Origin of the sequence: Mesorhizobium norvegicum (assembly GCF_004919685.1) — a bacterium.
Lineage (GTDB): Bacteria > Pseudomonadota > Alphaproteobacteria > Rhizobiales > Rhizobiaceae > Mesorhizobium > Mesorhizobium norvegicum.
The window spans coordinates 18,116-33,126 of sequence record NZ_SMYZ01000037.1; the positions used below are offsets into that span (position 1 = coordinate 18,116).

The window sequence follows — 15,011 nt, forward strand, 5'->3', positions numbered from 1 at the left end:
CTGTTCGGTGTCGCTCGCGCCATCATGTCCTCTGTTTTCACTTCCTGCCTCCGGTATCATGCGCATCATCATCGACCAGGATGGCACGAGTCGCTGTCAGTTTCCGTCAGCAAACCTCAACCGGCGCATGAAGACGGAACGCACCACCCATCGCCGCGTTGCGCCGGGAGTGCAATCGGCCAGATGGAGGTTCCCGATGGCGATCCCGACGGAAACCTGGTGGTGTTTGCGAGTGCGGAGAAGGAATAAGCATTCTGTAGTAACGTCATCGAGGATCGGCATCTTCGAAAAAGATGGAACAAGCCCCTCGTCCAAGCATACGAGATTCGCTATATTTGGTGCATGACCAAGACAAGCGCAGCATCCTCCGTGACAGTCCGCAACGCGAAGACGGGAAAATACGTGACCGTCCGTGGCGCGGGGTCGCTGAAGGGTAGCAAGTTCGCGATCAAGAAGAGCGTTGACTTGACCAAACCTATCGCGGAGCAAGCCATCAAGGGCAGTACCCAAGGCCCAAAACCTGCCGCCCCAAAACATGCGGCCAAGGGCTGATCCTTGCCGGGCATCCTGCTCGACACACATGTTCTCTACTGGTTGGTAAGCGAAGCGGAACCGCTTTCCGATGAAGCGCTGGTAGCGATTGGCGAAAATCAAGAGGCCGGGACCCTCTACGTTTCGCCCATTACCGCATGGGAACTGGCGATCGCGGCGCGAAAGCCGGCTCACAAGAACCCACCTGACCTTGGGACCAATTCTCCTGCTCGCTGGTTTTCGGCCGCTGTCGAGGCAACAGCGGCGAAGATCATTCCGATCAGGCAGCGAATAGCTGTAGAGGCTGCGGCTGTGGTCACGGCGACAGGACACAAAGACCCTGGCGACTGTTATCTGATCGCCACCGCCCGGGTGCGCAAGATTCCTATCATGACGCGGGATGGTGTGATGCGGGGGCTCGCGACACCGGATTACCTGCAGATTGCGGACTGCTGATTTCCTTTTGTGTTGTGTTGGCCGGCGACACGCCCCCAGCTCCATGGCGCTTGCTTCCGCCGTGTTATACCACCTCAAGGGTCAGGCTTGGGGGATATGCCACCATGAAATCTCTGTTGCTCGCCTTTGTGTTGTTTCTCCCCACGGTCGCCCTCGCCGAACCGATCGAAACTCAGAAAATCATCACCGCAGTGACCGGCGACTTCAATGGCGACGGCGCCGTCGACCTTGCCATGGTGGTCGAGACCGAGCCCGGCCATCCGATGGACGTTCACTTCTTCCTCAGGGACAAGGAGCACAATTACCTCAAGCCCGTTGAAATCGTGCACGGGCAGATCCTCGGCGAATGGAACAACTACGACCGCCCGGGCTACGAGAACTCCGACACCGAGCCGGAACTGACGATGCTGCCCAACGGCTCGATCAAATTCTACCAGCCGGCGATGCCGGTCGGCAGCGAACGGACCGACATGACGCTGACCATCGCCTGGCGCAACGGTGCCTTCATCGTCGCCGGCTTTGCCTATGACCATTTTGACTATATGGAGGAGAATGCCGAAAGCGCCTGCGAGTACAATGCTGACCGGCAAAGGCACCAGCAGCGAAAAGCAGCCGGACGGCAGCACGAAGCACAAGACCGTCTCGGTCGAAGGCCAGACCATCGCCTTCAAGGACTGGACCCCGGGCACCACCTTCACCGCTTGCGGCGACTGACCGGCGCCTCGTCGACCGACTTCAGCTTGGTGGCGGCGCTGCCGGCGTCAACCCGTGTCGGCGCATGATGTCCATCATCCTGGCTTTGTCCGGCGGACCGCCGGCGGCGGCGTTGAGCACCGCGAAGGCCTCGCGAAAATAGTCCGGGCCGATCGCCGCGGGCGTGACGATGCAAAGCGCCTTGGCATCCCTGGTGCCATTATTGTCGAAGCGGTGGACGGCGCCGCGTGGAATGCACAGCCCCTCTCCCGGTCCGACCTCGATCGGCTTGCCGTCGACGGTCCAGGTCAGCACGCCGTCAATGCCATAGATCGTCTCTTCGTAGTGGTCGTGGCTGTGGGCCGGCGCCGGCAGCCGCTGCGCGCCGGGCACCATCAGCTCGAAGGCGGCAACGCTGCCGTTCGAATTGTCGCCCGTCACCAGGAAGCGAACCGACAGACCCGTGGTGCCGATGATTTCGTTGGCTGGATTGACCTGGAGATTCATGATCGACATTGCGCAAACCCCTCCGGTAAATTACATTTACTAGATATCAGTAAACTCAATTTACCGGATCGTCAATGGCCACCTCAACGGAAGTTTTGCAGACCAGGACCGAAGACCTGCTGATCGGCGCCCTACTGCGCGTGCCGGCACAAGCGATCCAGCGGCGGCTGATCAAGGAGCTCAACGCCGCCGGTTTCGACGAATTGCGCCTGCCGCATATGGCGGTGTTGCAGTTTCCCGGACCGGACGGCGCGCGGCCCGGCACCATCGCCGAGCGTGCCGGCATGAGCAAACAGGCCATCAACCAGTTGCTCAGCAGTCTCGAAGGTTACGGCTATCTCGTCCGCTCCGACATTCCCGGCGACGGCGGAGCGCGCGTGGTGCGGTCCACAGAACGCGGCCATGCCGCCTTCTGGAAAATGGTCGATATCCTGCGCGACATTGAGGAGGAGTGGCGCATCGAACTTGGGCCGGAACGCTTTGCCCAGCTGAAAGCTTTGCTGTTCGTCGTCTGGGAAAGTCCGCTGGTGCGCTGAGCCAGAGACGGCGCCATGCGCGGCTGACACGATCGGCCTTTCCGATGGCGCTATCGGTTTCTTCCGTTTCCTTCTGTCGCGCCGAACTGCCAATCCATGCCCTTGTCCATCCAAGCAAAGGCAGAGCGATATGAACATCTCGAACCAGAAAATCCTGATCGTCGGCGGCGGCTCCGGCATGGGTCTGGCGCTGGCCCGGCGCTGCGTCGAGGCTGGTGCCGAGGTGATCATCGCCGGGCGCAGCGAGGACCGGCTGCAACAGGCGCGCCAAGAGCTGGGCAATCCCGACGCCCTGGAGGTGGCTGCCGCCGACATCACCCGGGAGGACCGGGTCGCCGCACTTTTCGCGCGGATTGGCGGGCTCGACCACATCGTCAGCACCGCAGCCGACATCGAAGGCGCCTACCAGCTGTTGCCGGAGCTTGACCTGAAGGCGGCGCACAAGGTGGTTGAGAGCAAGCTGTATGGCCCGCTGCTGCTTGCCAAGCACGGCGCACCGCGGCTGGCAGCGACCGGCTCGATGACCTTCGTTTCCGGCATTGCCGCCTATCGGCCGGCCGCACGCGGCTCCGTCGTTGCATCAGTCAATGCAGCGCTCGAAGGGCTGGTGCGGGCGCTGGCCGTGGAGCTCGCGCCGATCCGCATAAACGCCGTGTCACCCGGCTGGGTCGACACCACGATCTGGGCGCAGGTTGCCGGCGATCGCAAGCACGAGACGCTGGCCGCGATGGCCGAGCGGTTGCCGGTCGGGCGGATCGGCCAACCCGACGACATCGCCGACGCCATCGCCTTCTTGATCGGCAATGGCTTTACCACGGGAACGACGCTGCATGTCGAGGGTGGCCACCGCCTGATCTAGGCTGCGGCTGCTTCCGTCAGGAGTTGTTTGCAAACAAGGCCTTGGAACGGTTCGCCGATTCAAGTCCTGAACCGACCTTGTCGGGCGACGGGACCGGCACCAGCGTGTCGCGCGCAGCGGCGAGCAATTGCTTGAGCGCCGGCCGCTGGACACGCCGGCGGCGCCAGATCATCGCCAGCGGCGCCGTCCGCACCTGGCCGGGCCAGGGCATTTCGACGATGTCGCCGCGTGCGAGCGGATCCGTGACGGCAAGGCGTGGAACGAGGCCGAGCCCCGCGCCGGCCGCCACCAGCCGCGCAATGGCGCCGATGCTGCCGACCTCAGCGGCAAGTCTGGGCGCGGCAACACCCGCCTCGGCAAAGGCGATGTCGAACATGTGCCGGTAGATGCATCCGGACTCCGTTGCCACGAAGGAGAGTGTGGCAAGTGCTGCCAGGTCATGCTCTGCACTGCCCTGCCCCGGAGCCGCGACCAGCACCAGCGGTTCGGCCGTTATCGTGCGCCTGGCGAAGCGTTCATCGGCGGCGTTCTTCATCACATCACGACGCTCGAAGCAGAACGCGACATCGATCTCGCCATCTTCCAGCTGGCGCAGCAGCACGCCGCTGCCCGCCACCTTCATCCGCACAATGATGTCGGGATGGCCGGCCTGGAACCCAGGCAGCCAGGGCGCCAGCCGAGCCGACGCAATCGTCTCCAGCGCGCCGATGGTCACCTGCCCGCTTGTCTGACCTGCCGCCGCCTGCACGGCCGCGCGCGCCTCGCCATCGAGCCGCAACAAATCCTCGGCGATCGGCTTCAGCGCCAGCCCTGCCGGCGTCAGTTCGAGGCCGGACTTCGCGCGCGTGAACAGGGCCGCGCCAAGCTCCGTTTCGAGCGCCTGGATCTGGTCGCTGACGCTCGATTGCGCGAGGTGGACCGCCTCGGCGGCACGCGTGATGTTGCGGCTTCGCGCCACCGCCAGGAAGGTCTTGAGCAGTCTCGGATGCACGGAATGTCCTGGGTGAAGCGCCTACTGCAGCTGCGGCTTTTTCAGAAAACTGCCGCGGTCGGCCGATTTGACGCGCAGCCAGGTTTCGCGGCCGTCGCGCAGCACCCGCATCGGAATCTCGGCACCCGCTGAGCCGCTCTCCCACAGCTTGCGATAGAAATCGGCCAGCCCGTCGACCGCGCCGTCGCGGATGTCGGAGATGATGTCGCCCTGGCGCAGGCCAGCCTTGGCCGCCGGGCCGCCTTCGGTCACGCTCATCACCACCACCTTGCCGTCGCTTTCAGCCGACAAGGCGCCGAGCCACGGGCGCGGCGGCTTGGCCACCTGGCCACGCGTCAGGAGATCGTCGAGAATGGGCGGCAGCAGATCGATCGGCACCACCATGTTGATATCGGCGACTTCGCCGTTGCGGCTCATCTGCAGGCGCAGCGACCCGATGCCGAGCAACGAGCCATCAGCGCCGAACAGCCCGGCACCGCCCCAGGATGGGTGCGCGGGTGCGATGAAGATCGCCTCGTCGAGCAGATACTCCCAATAGCCGGCGAATTCCTGCTTGGTGACGATCCTGGCCTGCACCGACTGGCCGATGCCGTCGGCCAGTACGACGGCGTCGCCGACCCTAGCCTTGCCGGCATCGCCCAGCGCCACCGCCGGCAGGCCGAGCGGCGCCAGCGCCTGCACCAGGCCGAAGCCCGATTCCTGGTCATAGGCCAGCGCGTGCGCTGGGATGACGCGGCCATCATGGCTGGTCAGCCAGACCTCTTCCGCTTCGGTGATGAGATAGCCGATGGTCAGCACCAGCCCGTCATTGCGAATGACGACGCCACTGCCTTCCCTGAGCGTGCCGAGCGCCCCGGCCGTGAAGGCATCTTCGGGAACGGTGGCCCGCACGGCAACGACCGAGCGCGGATTGGGATTGATGGTCATATTTTTTGTCCTGCGATGCAATGCTCTGGCGATATCTCTTATAGGTATGCCGCAAGGGAGATGGTGCAAGGGTAGAAGAAATCCAATTGCCAATGTTGGCGCTGCCCCTCATCCGCCTGCCGGCACCTTCTCCCCGTATAGTTACGGGGAGAAGGGAGATGGCCGCAACGTTGTGCCCTTTTTCAACGTCGGAAATTGGCGAAAGCTTCCGCGCAGGCCTCTTTCTCCCCGTCACTATACGGGGAGTTGAGGAGTGGTCCGCATTGCGGACGAAAAGCCAATTGCTTGGCTTTTCGAACGACGAACGTCCGGCAGGACAATGAGGGGCGGCGCTGACATCGACAATAGTTCAACGCAAGTTGAACTTCCCTGTTTGCAGCCCTAATTGTAGGTGGATCTGCCACACCCGTTCCCGCCCATCCTTTACCCCAAGACACGAGGCCCCGAGATGACCGAATACACCCCGCCGAAAGTATGGACCTGGAACAAGCCGAGTGGCGGCGCCTTTGCCAGCATCAACCGACCGATCGCTGGCCCGACGCATGACAAGGAACTGCCCGTCGGCAAGCATCCGCTGCAGCTCTACTCGCTGGCGACGCCGAATGGCGTCAAGGTGACAGTCATGCTGGAAGAGCTTCTGGCACGCGGCCACAAGGGCGCCGAGTATGATGCCTGGCTGATCAGGATCAACGATGGCGACCAGTTCGGCAGCGGCTTCGTCGAGGTCAACCCCAACTCCAAGATCCCCGCTTTGCTGGACCGCAGCGGCAAGACGCCGGTGCGCGTCTTCGAATCCGGTTCGATCCTGGTCTATCTCGCCGAAAAATTCGGCGAATTCCTGCCCAGCGAACAGCCGGCTCGCGCCGAAGTGCTGTCCTGGCTGTTCTGGCAGATGGGCTCGGCGCCGTATCTCGGCGGCGGCTTCGGCCATTTCTACGCCTATGCGCCGGAAAAGTTCGAATATGCCATCGACCGCTTTTCGATGGAGGTGAAGCGCCAGATGGACGTGCTCGACCGTCGGCTGGCCGAGACTGAATATCTCGGCGGCAAGGACTACTCCATCGCCGACATGGCGGTGTGGCCCTGGTATGGCGGGCTGGCGCTCGGTCGCATGTACAATGATTCCGCCGAGTTCCTGTCCGTGCAGGAGTACAAGCATGTGCAGCGCTGGGCGAAGGCGATCGACACCCGCCCGGCGGTCAAGCGCGGCCGCATGGTCAACCGCGCCTTCGGCGAGCCTGCCCTGCAGCTGCACGAGCGCCACGACGCCAGCGACTTCGACACGAACACGCAAGACAAGCTGGCGGCCGAGTGAGCTGAACGGCCAGCGCGCCGACTTCCCTCTCCGGTGGGGAGGTCGACCGCTTCAACCCGCCCGCCTCTTGTCGACGGCCGACATCCACAGCCCGTCGATGTCGGCAAGAAACGTCTCGTCGATCTCGTCGAGATGGTTCCAGTACATGCCGTCCTCGTAGAAATAGCCGAGGTCCTTCTCGATCTCCTCGGCCTTTTCGGCCTTGTCGAGCCGGATGCTGCCAAGAATATCCGCCTTCATGTCGGCAATCCGCGTGAGCGAAAGGCCGCCAAGCTCGTCGAAGGCGAGCCTGGGAAAGACCAGCCGGCTGCGCGGCAGGTCGGACAGATTGATGCACAGGCAGCCATGCTTCAGCGCCTGAACAAGCAGGCGCGCCGACTTGGCCTCGAGGTTGCGCAGGGTGACGTCATCGCGCAACGGATCGGGACGGCCGATGCCATAGAAATGCGTCTTGTCCGGCCGGTCGTAGATCATGTCGCAGCCCAGGAATGCCAGCACATCGGGCTTCTGGCTGTGAATGGTCCAGTATGCGGCGGTCAGCGCCATCGTGGCGCCGGCATAGACGAAGCCACCGAAGGCGTTCTGCGCCGGAACATACTGCGTGGCGCTGAATATCCGGGCCTGTCGCAAGGTCGCGTCGTGGGGCAGCCGGTCCGACGGGAAATCGCCGGCATGGACGAGGAAATCCCAGTCGGGGCGCACCCGCCAGGCATTGTTGATGGCGACGATCCGGCTGAACGCCTGTGCTTCGGCCATGGCTCGCAACGCACCGCGTCGGGCGCGCTGCCAAGCAGAAGCAGGATGCGGGGTGCGTCATCGCTAGCAGTTTCGATGGGCGGGATGGTCATCGAAGGGCTTTCAGGTCTCGGCCGAAAGGCCGCCTGCACATCGACATATGCCGGCTCGCGAACGTTTGCACGGCTGCAACCCTGCACCCTGGCGGACGACTTTGCCAGCCCGATGCATGCGGCCGATCGTGCAGGCCGGGGCGCTTGATGCTCCCGGTCGCGCAGCCGCACATGGTCAACCGCGCCTTCGGCGAGCCTGCCATGCCGTCGCATGAGCGCCACGACGCCGGCGATCTCGAGACGAAGACGCAAGGACGGCTGGCCGCTGAATAGGCCACGGCAAAGCCGGCCTCAAAAAGAAAGCCCGCCACCGACGCGGTGTCGGGGCGGGCTTTTCCCAAGGCAAGCCTGGCGTGGCGCGGGCACCCCCGCGTCAAGCACCAATCAGTTCAAGACTTCGACGATCTGATGGGTCTCGGGGTCGACCAGGACAGTCTGGTCGTTGATGACGGCGACGCGGTACTTGACGTTGGGCACTTCGCGCAGTTGGACCGTATCCGGCACTGGCGAGCCGAGCTTGAGCTCAACGCCCAGAAGGTTCACCGACGCCAGCGGCTCCTTCTTGATGTACTCGCGAACGATAGTGTTCTGTTCCGGCTGGACGACGATGACATCTTCCGCCAGCGCCGCACCAATGCCGCTCATCAGGACAACCGCAGCCGCCGCACTCGTAAGATAAAATTTCATGACAATCTCCATAAGGGCTATCTGAAAATCCGCCCTGCATGGAAACTCCATAATTGCCATGAGGTTCCATCTCGAATTTCCGAATACATAAATAAATAAAATGGCCGATCGCCGACGCGTATTATTGTCGTGCTTTCGGCGACAGGCCAAAGGTATTTCAAAATTTTGCTGATGATTTTCGGATAAATTGTGAATTCGGTTGATTTTTCGGATCTATAAAACCACCTGCCGACCCGGCGGGGCTATGTCCCAACTGGAAAGCCACCCTCGGTGCGAGGGTCACAAAACGCGGCACATCGGCTTCGCCCGCTATCTCAATCGAGGGCGGCGGTCGATTTGCTGCAACATCTTAGGATTGGCTAACGTAGAGAGCGCAATGTCGTTCCCGCCGCTTTTTTCCGGCGCCACGAAAAAGGCTCGCTCTGCCGGGAGCAGAGCGAGCCTTAAACGACGTTGTGGCGAAAATCTCCAAAGCGCCATTCCTGATCGATCCCGGGTTTCACCGAACCCGAGTGCCCGGCCTCAAAACCAGACACCGTCGCGATGCAGCGGCGAGACAGCGTCGCCTGGATCCTGGCTCGTCGCGGCATGATGCGCGCGCCCGAAGATCAGCCTCACGACGAGCACGAAGTAGCCGACCTGCACAACAAGCAGCGTCACGATCGTCCAGGCAAATGCCTCCCAGAAAGAACCGGTGGCCATATAGGTCCAGACCGCGACAATGACGGCCGTGGCTGACATCCCCACAAGAAACTGTCCAAAATACATCGTTCCACAATCGTTGAACCGCCCCGGTTCCAACGACTCCCTGCCAAATTCCCGTTACCCGCGGACAACGTTTCATTATTTTAGCAACTTCGCAAGTATGTGGTCGCCACCCGGTACGCGCTTGCGAAATTTGTTGCGCGCCGGCCTGGTCGGGAGCAATTTGATGCTCACGGACTGGGGTAGCGGAGAAAACAAGTCCGGGGGATGGGGAAATGACGCTCAAACTGATCGGGGCCGGTTTCGGCCGCACCGGCACGTGGTCTACCTTTGCCGCGCTGAACCGGCTCGGCCTGCCATCCTACCACATGCAGGAAGTGATCATGAACAAGGCCAACAAGGGCCATCTCGATTTCTGGCGCAAGGTGGCCAACAGCCCGGCGGGCAGCCAACACGACTGGAACCGTGTGTTCGCCAACTATACGGCCACCGTCGACAATCCTGGTTGTTGCGTGTGGAAGGAACTGATGGCCGCCTACCCCGACGCCAAGGTGTTGCTGACGCTCCATCCGCGCGGCGCCGAAGCATGGTATGAGAGCACGATCGACACGATCTACTTCACCGAGAATGTCTGGCAGTTCAAGATCCTGGAATGGCTGACGCCCTTCGGCCGGAAATTCGGGGACATGTCGCGCAAGCTGGTGTGGGGCCGCACCCTGAAAGGCGTGATGGACGACCGCGCCAAGGCGGTGGCGCGCTACAACGCCTATATCGAGGAGGTGAAGGCAGCGGTGCCGCCGCAAAAGCTGCTGGTCTACAAGGTGACCGAAGGCTGGGCTCCGCTTTGCGAGTTCCTCGGCGTGGCACTGCCCAACGAGCCCTTCCCCAACCTCAACGACCGCGAAACAATCAAGAAGATCATCCGCGATATCATCAAGGGCTCCTACATCATGCTGGGGCTGGCGATCGCGGCGATACTGGCCGTGGTTGCGGCGCTGTGGTGGTGGCTGGGCTGACCTCCAAGCGTCGGCAATCGAGAACCAGTCTTTGCCCAGCGGGCACGGGAACAAACGCCGTGAGCCGGGCACTAGGACGTGGGAGGGAAGGAGATAGGCGACGCTCAGCCACTCCGATGTCTTGCGCCATAAAGCGCCTTCCACGTATCCCCGTAATGCCGACGTAATGCCCCGGAGCTACCCCCACCGGCGAACGATCCAGCCGCGTGGGATGCATCTTGGCCATAGAAACGAGCAAGCAGCAATTTGCCTGGCTGCAGGAGACTGCCTGCGCTGTCAGCCAGATCCTGGGCCTCTGCAAGCGCCTGGGGATAGGGCAGTCCCGGGTGTTCCTGACCCGGTTCGCATTGAAGCCGGTGAGCTTCTTCAAATGGTTCCGCTTCCTGTCCAGCTTCCGGCGGCGGCACCGGCTTGGCTGCCCCAATGACGATCTGTTGCGCAAGAAGCCCTACAAGTTCTTTGCCCTTGGTCTATCAGGTCATCGCGGCTTCGATCTTCTGGCCGACCATTTCAATCTGGCGGCAGCGGGCCTGTCGCGAGAGCTGTTGGAGGCGGCATGGCGCGGGCGGCCGATGGACATCGGCATGGTAAGCGGGCGGCGCGATGCCTATGGCTTGAGCATGCTTCTCTCCGTTCATTCAGGCAGCAGCCATGAAGGCGCCTTCTCGATCAAACTGACGCGGCAGAGCGACCGGCTCGATCTGGTCACGCTGAGCTTCATCCTCTACCGGCTGAGTGACAGCCGCTACACGGTCGCCATCGGCGGGATCCAGGGCAGCCGGGAGTCCCGACGCGCCGTCATCGACGCCACGCGCGACCTCTGCGGCCTGCGGCCGAAGGATGCCGCGCTGCTCGTCATCGAAGGCATCGCGATCGGCGGCGGCGCCGGTCATTTTCTCGGCGTCTCCGACGCCAGGCACACCATCAATTTCCGCACGCCGAAAAAGCGCCTCGGCAAGCATGCGGACATGGATGAATACTGGCTCGACCGTGGTGGATGCGAAGGCGGTGAATTCGGCTTCGCGATGCCAGTGAGGAACCATGATATCTCGCCACCGCTCGGCCGGCGCGAGTCCTGCAAGTTCGAATTCCTGGCTATCGGCAGGACCCTGTTCGCACCGCGGCCCGCCCTGCGCCGAGATGTGACGGCGTGACTTCGAAACTTGCCAAAACCACATTTTCCATGCCCGAATTCTTGGCGAAGACGCTTGGCCGGCTAAGATTTCTGCCCGGGTATTATATCAGTTTTGACTAAAATATCGGAACGTCCAATGGACATTTCCGGAACCGAACAAGGCCCCTCGGACCTTTGCCTCTGGCAGCTAAGACCTTGGTCCTACAGGAAAAAGAAAAAGGCCCGATGTGACCGATTGAAGCCCGGACAAGGGAACATCGGGCCTCGCTTGTCGTTTGTCGCGAAGGCTCCGGCATGACAACAGCCGGCGCCCAATCTGGAGAAGCGCGATGCCCCATCGATCCACCATCATCAAAACAGGCCACGGCCCGGGCACGGCGATTGCCGTGCTCATGGTTGGATTGATGGCGGTGGGCGTCGTATTCCTCGTTCTGGGCAGCTCGCTCTACTTCAGCGAGCAGCCGTCGGATCAACGCGCGCTGTCTTCCCCACCCGCCCGATCGATTCAGGCGGCGGATGGCAGAGCGGCAAACTGATCGAGCCCGCACTGAAGGTGAAGAGGCAACGGCGCCGCTGTCTGGGGCGCAGCGGTCGTCATGCTGGTGTTGATGGCGGCCGGGAACGGTCGGCTTCTGAAGCCTGAGGTTCGGTGGCCTTTATCCATCGGAGAGGGTTAGGCCGCTTGCATTAATATTAGAGATATCGAATATAGAAAATCGGCCGGCGACCGCCAGAAGTCGGCCGGGCCCGGCGTGCCTCCCTTTGCACCTGGCCGCCGGGCCATTTTTCTCCCTTGCCGTTTTGCCCTCACGCGCCAGCGATGCGGCACGCGTCACCCACCATCTTGCCATCCCTGGCCACCGCCTTGCCACGGCGATAAACCGTACGCGCCTTGGGCACCGCCACCACCGCCTCGGGCACATGCTGCGCCGGCAGGGTAACGAAGTCGGCGCGGGCGCCGACCGCAAGGCCGTAGCTCGCCAGCCCAAGCGCTTTCGCCCCGGCATGGGTCACCACGTCGAAGGCGGCGGCCAGTTCGTGGTCCTCGTAGAAACCGGAACGGTAGCCGATCATGTTGGCGCGGCTCAGCATGTCGCCATCGCCATAGGGCCACCAGGAATCGCGGATGTTGTCGGAGCCGCCGAACACGGTGACGCCGGCCTGCCTGAGCGCCGCCACCGGCGGGAAGGCGTGATTGCCCGGCGCATTGGTCATGATCGCGACATCAGAGGCAGCCAGCATCTCGCCGGCCTTCATCAGGGCGTCGGCTGGAATATCGCCCAGCCCATAGGCATGGCTGACGGCGACGTTGCCTTGCATGCCCAGCGCCCTTGTCCGCGCGGCGATCTCCTCGATCTGGAACAGGCCGAGCGCGCCGCCATCATGCAGATGGATGTCGACGCCGGCGCCGTGTTTTTGCGCCAGGCCGAACACCACGTCGAGATGGCCGTTCACATCGCGGTCGAAACTGGCGGGGTCGAGCCCACCGATCAGGTCGCAGCCGAGCTTCAGCGCCTCGTCGAGAAGCTCTGGCGTGCCCGGCGAGGCTAGGATACCGCTTTGCGGGAAGGCGACGAGCTGGATGTCGATGAGGTCGCGATAGTGTTCACGCACTGTCAGGATCGTTTCCAGATGCGTCAGGCCGACCGAGCCGTCGACCATCACATGGCTGCGCATGGCGAGACTGCCATGGCCGATGCAGAGCTCCAGCTGGTTCTTCGCCCGCTCCGCCATCGGCGCGGCGGCGGCCAGATTCCTGGCCTGGAAGGCGACACGTTCGCGCACGTCGAAACCGTCGGTGCAAGGGATATGCGGGCGCCAGGCGTCGCCATAAAACGACGTGTCGAGGTGGATATGGCCCTCGACGAAGGCGGGCACGACAAGCTGCCCCCCAAGATCAACAATGCCAAGATCGACAATGCCAAGGTCGACGCCGGCGAGGTCGGCCGTCTTCTGGACCGGCATGATGGCGCTGAAGCGCCAGTCGGTGACGGTGAGGTCGACCAGCGAGCCGTCGGCCAGCCGGGCGTTCCGGAAAATCGTCTGTTCTTTCAAGGGCGCCATCCATGGGTTGAAGCGCCAGTCGTCGCCGCTCGCCCGCCTGCGGTCAATGCCGCAAGAAAGAGAAACTGTTTCTAATGCATGTCGCCCGAAAGTGACGTCGGTTTTGGGAAAACGACATGCATAAAAACAAAGAACCTAAAGCGCGTCGCCGGAATCCGTTCAAACGCGACGCGCTTTAGGCACGCCGAAATCCCGGGTGCCGAATCCGCACTTTGGCCCCGGCCTATTCCGCTTTCGCGGAAGTTTCGACCGGCGTGCAATATGCAATGCTGCTAATGCGGCGGTACGAGCCGCCCTGGTTGACGCGGGCGCCCAAGCCATCCCAACAATGCGCCCCCCCGTCCGCGTCGACCACGGCAGCCGCTTGGCGCTATTATGCGATCCGCGAAGCGACAGCCTGCCGTGACCTTCGTTGCGGCTTCAGCCGCCGACCAGCGCCTTCGTCGTCACCAGATTGACGCCGGCTTCAGTGAATTCGCCATTGTGCCGGGCGATGATCTGTTCCGCACGCTCGCTGGCATTGTCCAGCGTGCTATGGGCATCGGAAACCACGGTCACGCCGAACCCTCTGGCCATCGCGCCCTTGACCGTCGCCGCCACACAGTAATCGGTCTGCGCGCCGAGGATGACGACAGCACCCGCACCCTGCCCGGCCACCCAGTCGCCGAAGGCCGGATTGCTGAAGGCATCGCGCACGGATTTGGCAAAGGTCGGCTCGTCCGCGGCCTGGCCAAGGGCGGGCCACACCGGCCAGCCCGGCTCGCCCGGCGCCAGCGGATCGCCTTCGGGGCCGTCATGCCTGATAAAAGCGGCCCTGCGTTCGCCGCGCCGCGCCCAGTCGATCACCGCCCTGGTGCGCTCGACAATGCCTGGCGCATCATGGATCGGCGGCTCGTGCACGCCGTCGAACATGCCGGTCTGGAGATCGATGACAATGAGCGGCGCGTTGTCCGCAAGGCTGGGAGCTGACATGGTTTTTACATAGCACGGCGAGGAAGACGATCAAGGATTTGCTCACTCCGGCGCGCCGGCAAACAGCACCACGCCATCGCCGCCGGTGGCCGGCCAGTCGCGGATGGTGCGGTCGTTGCCGCCGGTCAGCACCGTGCCGTCGGCGGCGAAGGCCACCGCATAGATCGGGCCGGTCTGGCTGTCGAACATCGCAATCTGGTTGCCGGTGTCCATGTCCCACAGCCGCGCCGTGCCGTCGAGCGAGCCGGAGACCAGGCGCTTGCCGTCGGCCGACAGCGCCAATGCGTAGACAGTGCCTTCATGACCTTCGAAGCGGCGCACTTCGCGGCCGCTGTCGAGATCCCAGAGCTTGATCGTGGTGTCGCCGCTGCCGGTGACCAGATGGTGCCCGTCGGCGGTGAACACCGCGCCATAGGTGCCCTGCTCGTGCCCGTGCCAGCTGCGCAACTGCTTGCCGGTCTCGATGTCCCAGAGTTTCAGCGTGCCGTCGATGCTGCCGCTGAGGGCTTGCTTGCCGTCGGGCGAGACGGCGACCGCGCTGACCGACCAGTCGTGCCCGCTCATGACGTGCAGCACGGCGCCTTTCTCGAGGTCCCAGACGATGACATTGCCCGTATCGTGCCCGCTGACGGCGCGTTTGCCGTCGGGGCTGATCGCCAGCTTGTTGACGCCGCCATTGCCGCCGGACGAGAAGACATGCAGCACCGCGCCATCGGAAAGTTTGCGCTGCACGATCTCGCCGTCGTCACCAGCCGTCAGCGCGCTGACG

Annotated in this window: 18 protein-coding genes; 9 read left to right on the forward strand and 9 right to left on the reverse strand. The window is 63.0% G+C overall.

Going from position 1 to position 15,011, the window contains the following annotated elements:
- Positions 1-555: 555 nt before the first annotated feature.
- Both FCU66_RS14695 and FCU66_RS14700 read left to right on the forward strand, forming a co-directional pair.
- Entirely contained in the window at positions 556-987 is a 432-nt protein-coding gene (locus FCU66_RS14695) for a type II toxin-antitoxin system VapC family toxin (protein ID WP_136621682.1), read from the forward strand.
- A gap of 104 nt (positions 988-1,091) precedes the next feature.
- Positions 1,092-1,769, forward strand: a complete 678-nt coding sequence (locus FCU66_RS14700) for a hypothetical protein (protein ID WP_246093901.1) — start codon at positions 1,092-1,094, stop codon at positions 1,767-1,769.
- Here the strand turns inward: FCU66_RS14700 and FCU66_RS14705 are convergent.
- Positions 1,723-2,196, reverse strand: a complete 474-nt coding sequence (locus FCU66_RS14705) for a cupin domain-containing protein (RefSeq protein ID WP_136621683.1) — start codon at positions 2,194-2,196, stop codon at positions 1,723-1,725. The two genes, FCU66_RS14700 and FCU66_RS14705, sit on opposite strands and share 47 nt — an antisense overlap.
- 65 nt (positions 2,197-2,261) lie before the next feature.
- On the opposite strand from FCU66_RS14705, the gene FCU66_RS14710 reads away from it, so the two are divergent.
- Both FCU66_RS14710 and FCU66_RS14715 read left to right on the forward strand, forming a co-directional pair.
- Positions 2,262-2,723 carry a MarR family winged helix-turn-helix transcriptional regulator gene (locus FCU66_RS14710; protein WP_136621684.1) on the forward strand — a complete coding sequence of 154 codons (462 nt, stop codon included), beginning with the start codon at positions 2,262-2,264 and terminating at the stop codon, positions 2,721-2,723.
- A 130-nt stretch (positions 2,724-2,853) separates the two neighbouring features.
- Positions 2,854-3,582, forward strand: a complete 729-nt coding sequence (locus FCU66_RS14715; protein ID WP_136621685.1) for an SDR family oxidoreductase — start codon at positions 2,854-2,856, stop codon at positions 3,580-3,582.
- A 16-nt stretch (positions 3,583-3,598) separates the two neighbouring features.
- On the opposite strand, the gene FCU66_RS14720 is transcribed toward FCU66_RS14715, so the two are convergent.
- Positions 3,599-4,573: a LysR family transcriptional regulator gene (locus tag FCU66_RS14720; RefSeq protein WP_136621686.1), complete on the reverse strand. Its 975-nt coding sequence runs from the start codon at positions 4,571-4,573 to the stop codon at positions 3,599-3,601.
- Between the two features lie 21 nt (positions 4,574-4,594).
- Entirely contained in the window at positions 4,595-5,500 is a 906-nt protein-coding gene (locus FCU66_RS14725) for a S1C family serine protease (protein WP_136621687.1), read from the reverse strand.
- A gap of 448 nt (positions 5,501-5,948) precedes the next feature.
- Between FCU66_RS14725 and yghU the strand changes: the two genes are divergently transcribed.
- The gene (gene yghU, locus FCU66_RS14735; protein ID WP_136621933.1) at positions 5,949-6,815 is read left to right on the forward strand and encodes a glutathione-dependent disulfide-bond oxidoreductase; all 867 of its coding nucleotides are present in this window, start codon (positions 5,949-5,951) and stop codon (positions 6,813-6,815) included.
- Between the two features lie 51 nt (positions 6,816-6,866).
- Here yghU and FCU66_RS14740 read toward each other — a convergent pair whose 3' ends face one another.
- Positions 6,867-7,571 carry a hypothetical protein gene (locus tag FCU66_RS14740; RefSeq protein WP_246093902.1) on the reverse strand — a complete coding sequence of 235 codons (705 nt, stop codon included), beginning with the start codon at positions 7,569-7,571 and terminating at the stop codon, positions 6,867-6,869.
- A 239-nt stretch (positions 7,572-7,810) separates the two neighbouring features.
- On the opposite strand from FCU66_RS14740, the gene FCU66_RS14745 reads away from it, so the two are divergent.
- Complete coding sequence (locus FCU66_RS14745) at positions 7,811-7,936, forward strand: hypothetical protein (protein WP_425462854.1); 126 nt, start codon at positions 7,811-7,813, stop codon at positions 7,934-7,936.
- 111 nt (positions 7,937-8,047) lie between these two features.
- Here FCU66_RS14745 and FCU66_RS14750 read toward each other — a convergent pair whose 3' ends face one another.
- Positions 8,048-8,350: a DUF1236 domain-containing protein gene (locus FCU66_RS14750; protein ID WP_136621931.1), complete on the reverse strand. Its 303-nt coding sequence runs from the start codon at positions 8,348-8,350 to the stop codon at positions 8,048-8,050.
- A gap of 522 nt (positions 8,351-8,872) precedes the next feature.
- A complete protein-coding gene (locus FCU66_RS14755) occupies positions 8,873-9,091 on the reverse strand; it encodes an exopolysaccharide production repressor protein (RefSeq protein WP_246093903.1) in 219 nt (72 codons plus the stop codon).
- Positions 9,092-9,330: 239 nt separating this feature from the next.
- On the opposite strand from FCU66_RS14755, the gene FCU66_RS14760 reads away from it, so the two are divergent.
- From FCU66_RS14760 to FCU66_RS14770, 3 genes are all read left to right on the forward strand, one after another.
- Positions 9,331-10,071, forward strand: coding sequence for a sulfotransferase family protein (locus FCU66_RS14760; protein WP_136621929.1), 741 nt, complete (start codon positions 9,331-9,333; stop codon positions 10,069-10,071).
- Positions 10,072-10,289: 218 nt separating this feature from the next.
- The gene (locus FCU66_RS14765) at positions 10,290-11,225 is read left to right on the forward strand and encodes a DUF535 family protein (protein ID WP_168992169.1); all 936 of its coding nucleotides are present in this window, start codon (positions 10,290-10,292) and stop codon (positions 11,223-11,225) included.
- Between the two features lie 310 nt (positions 11,226-11,535).
- Entirely contained in the window at positions 11,536-11,742 is a 207-nt protein-coding gene (locus FCU66_RS14770; protein ID WP_136621927.1) for a hypothetical protein, read from the forward strand.
- 271 nt (positions 11,743-12,013) lie between these two features.
- Here the strand turns inward: FCU66_RS14770 and FCU66_RS14775 are convergent, their stop codons facing one another.
- The 3 genes from FCU66_RS14775 to FCU66_RS41135 form a co-directional block, all read right to left on the reverse strand.
- Entirely contained in the window at positions 12,014-13,270 is a 1,257-nt protein-coding gene (locus FCU66_RS14775; protein WP_136621926.1) for an amidohydrolase family protein, read from the reverse strand.
- A gap of 420 nt (positions 13,271-13,690) precedes the next feature.
- On the reverse strand, positions 13,691-14,242 hold the full coding sequence (locus FCU66_RS14780) for an isochorismatase family protein (RefSeq protein WP_136621925.1): 552 nt from the start codon (positions 14,240-14,242) through the stop codon (positions 13,691-13,693).
- Between the two features lie 42 nt (positions 14,243-14,284).
- On the reverse strand, positions 14,285-15,011 hold a 727-nt coding region (locus FCU66_RS41135; protein ID WP_168992253.1), incomplete at its 5' end, for a WD40 repeat domain-containing protein.

What these genes read in the sequence shown, in the direction of transcription:
- FCU66_RS14740 (WP_246093902.1), bottom strand. Translation starts at nt 7,571, where the DNA reads ATGGCCGAAGCACAGGCGTTCAGCCGGATCGTCGCCATCAACAATGCC.
- FCU66_RS14775 (WP_136621926.1), bottom strand. Translation starts at nt 13,270, where the DNA reads ATGGCGCCCTTGAAAGAACAGACGATTTTCCGGAACGCCCGGCTGGCC.
- yghU (WP_136621933.1), top strand. Translation starts at nt 5,949, where the DNA reads ATGACCGAATACACCCCGCCGAAAGTATGGACCTGGAACAAGCCGAGT.
- FCU66_RS14760 (WP_136621929.1), top strand. Translation starts at nt 9,331, where the DNA reads ATGACGCTCAAACTGATCGGGGCCGGTTTCGGCCGCACCGGCACGTGG.
- FCU66_RS14780 (WP_136621925.1), bottom strand. Translation starts at nt 14,242, where the DNA reads ATGTCAGCTCCCAGCCTTGCGGACAACGCGCCGCTCATTGTCATCGAT.
- FCU66_RS14755 (WP_246093903.1), bottom strand. Translation starts at nt 9,091, where the DNA reads ATGTCAGCCACGGCCGTCATTGTCGCGGTCTGGACCTATATGGCCACC.
- FCU66_RS14750 (WP_136621931.1), bottom strand. Translation starts at nt 8,350, where the DNA reads ATGAAATTTTATCTTACGAGTGCGGCGGCTGCGGTTGTCCTGATGAGC.
- FCU66_RS14770 (WP_136621927.1), top strand. Translation starts at nt 11,536, where the DNA reads ATGCCCCATCGATCCACCATCATCAAAACAGGCCACGGCCCGGGCACG.
- FCU66_RS14710 (WP_136621684.1), top strand. Translation starts at nt 2,262, where the DNA reads ATGGCCACCTCAACGGAAGTTTTGCAGACCAGGACCGAAGACCTGCTG.
- FCU66_RS14725 (WP_136621687.1), bottom strand. Translation starts at nt 5,500, where the DNA reads ATGACCATCAATCCCAATCCGCGCTCGGTCGTTGCCGTGCGGGCCACC.
- FCU66_RS14705 (WP_136621683.1), bottom strand. Translation starts at nt 2,196, where the DNA reads ATGTCGATCATGAATCTCCAGGTCAATCCAGCCAACGAAATCATCGGC.
- FCU66_RS14700 (WP_246093901.1), top strand. Translation starts at nt 1,092, where the DNA reads ATGAAATCTCTGTTGCTCGCCTTTGTGTTGTTTCTCCCCACGGTCGCC.
- FCU66_RS14745 (WP_425462854.1), top strand. Translation starts at nt 7,811, where the DNA reads ATGCTCCCGGTCGCGCAGCCGCACATGGTCAACCGCGCCTTCGGCGAG.
- FCU66_RS14715 (WP_136621685.1), top strand. Translation starts at nt 2,854, where the DNA reads ATGAACATCTCGAACCAGAAAATCCTGATCGTCGGCGGCGGCTCCGGC.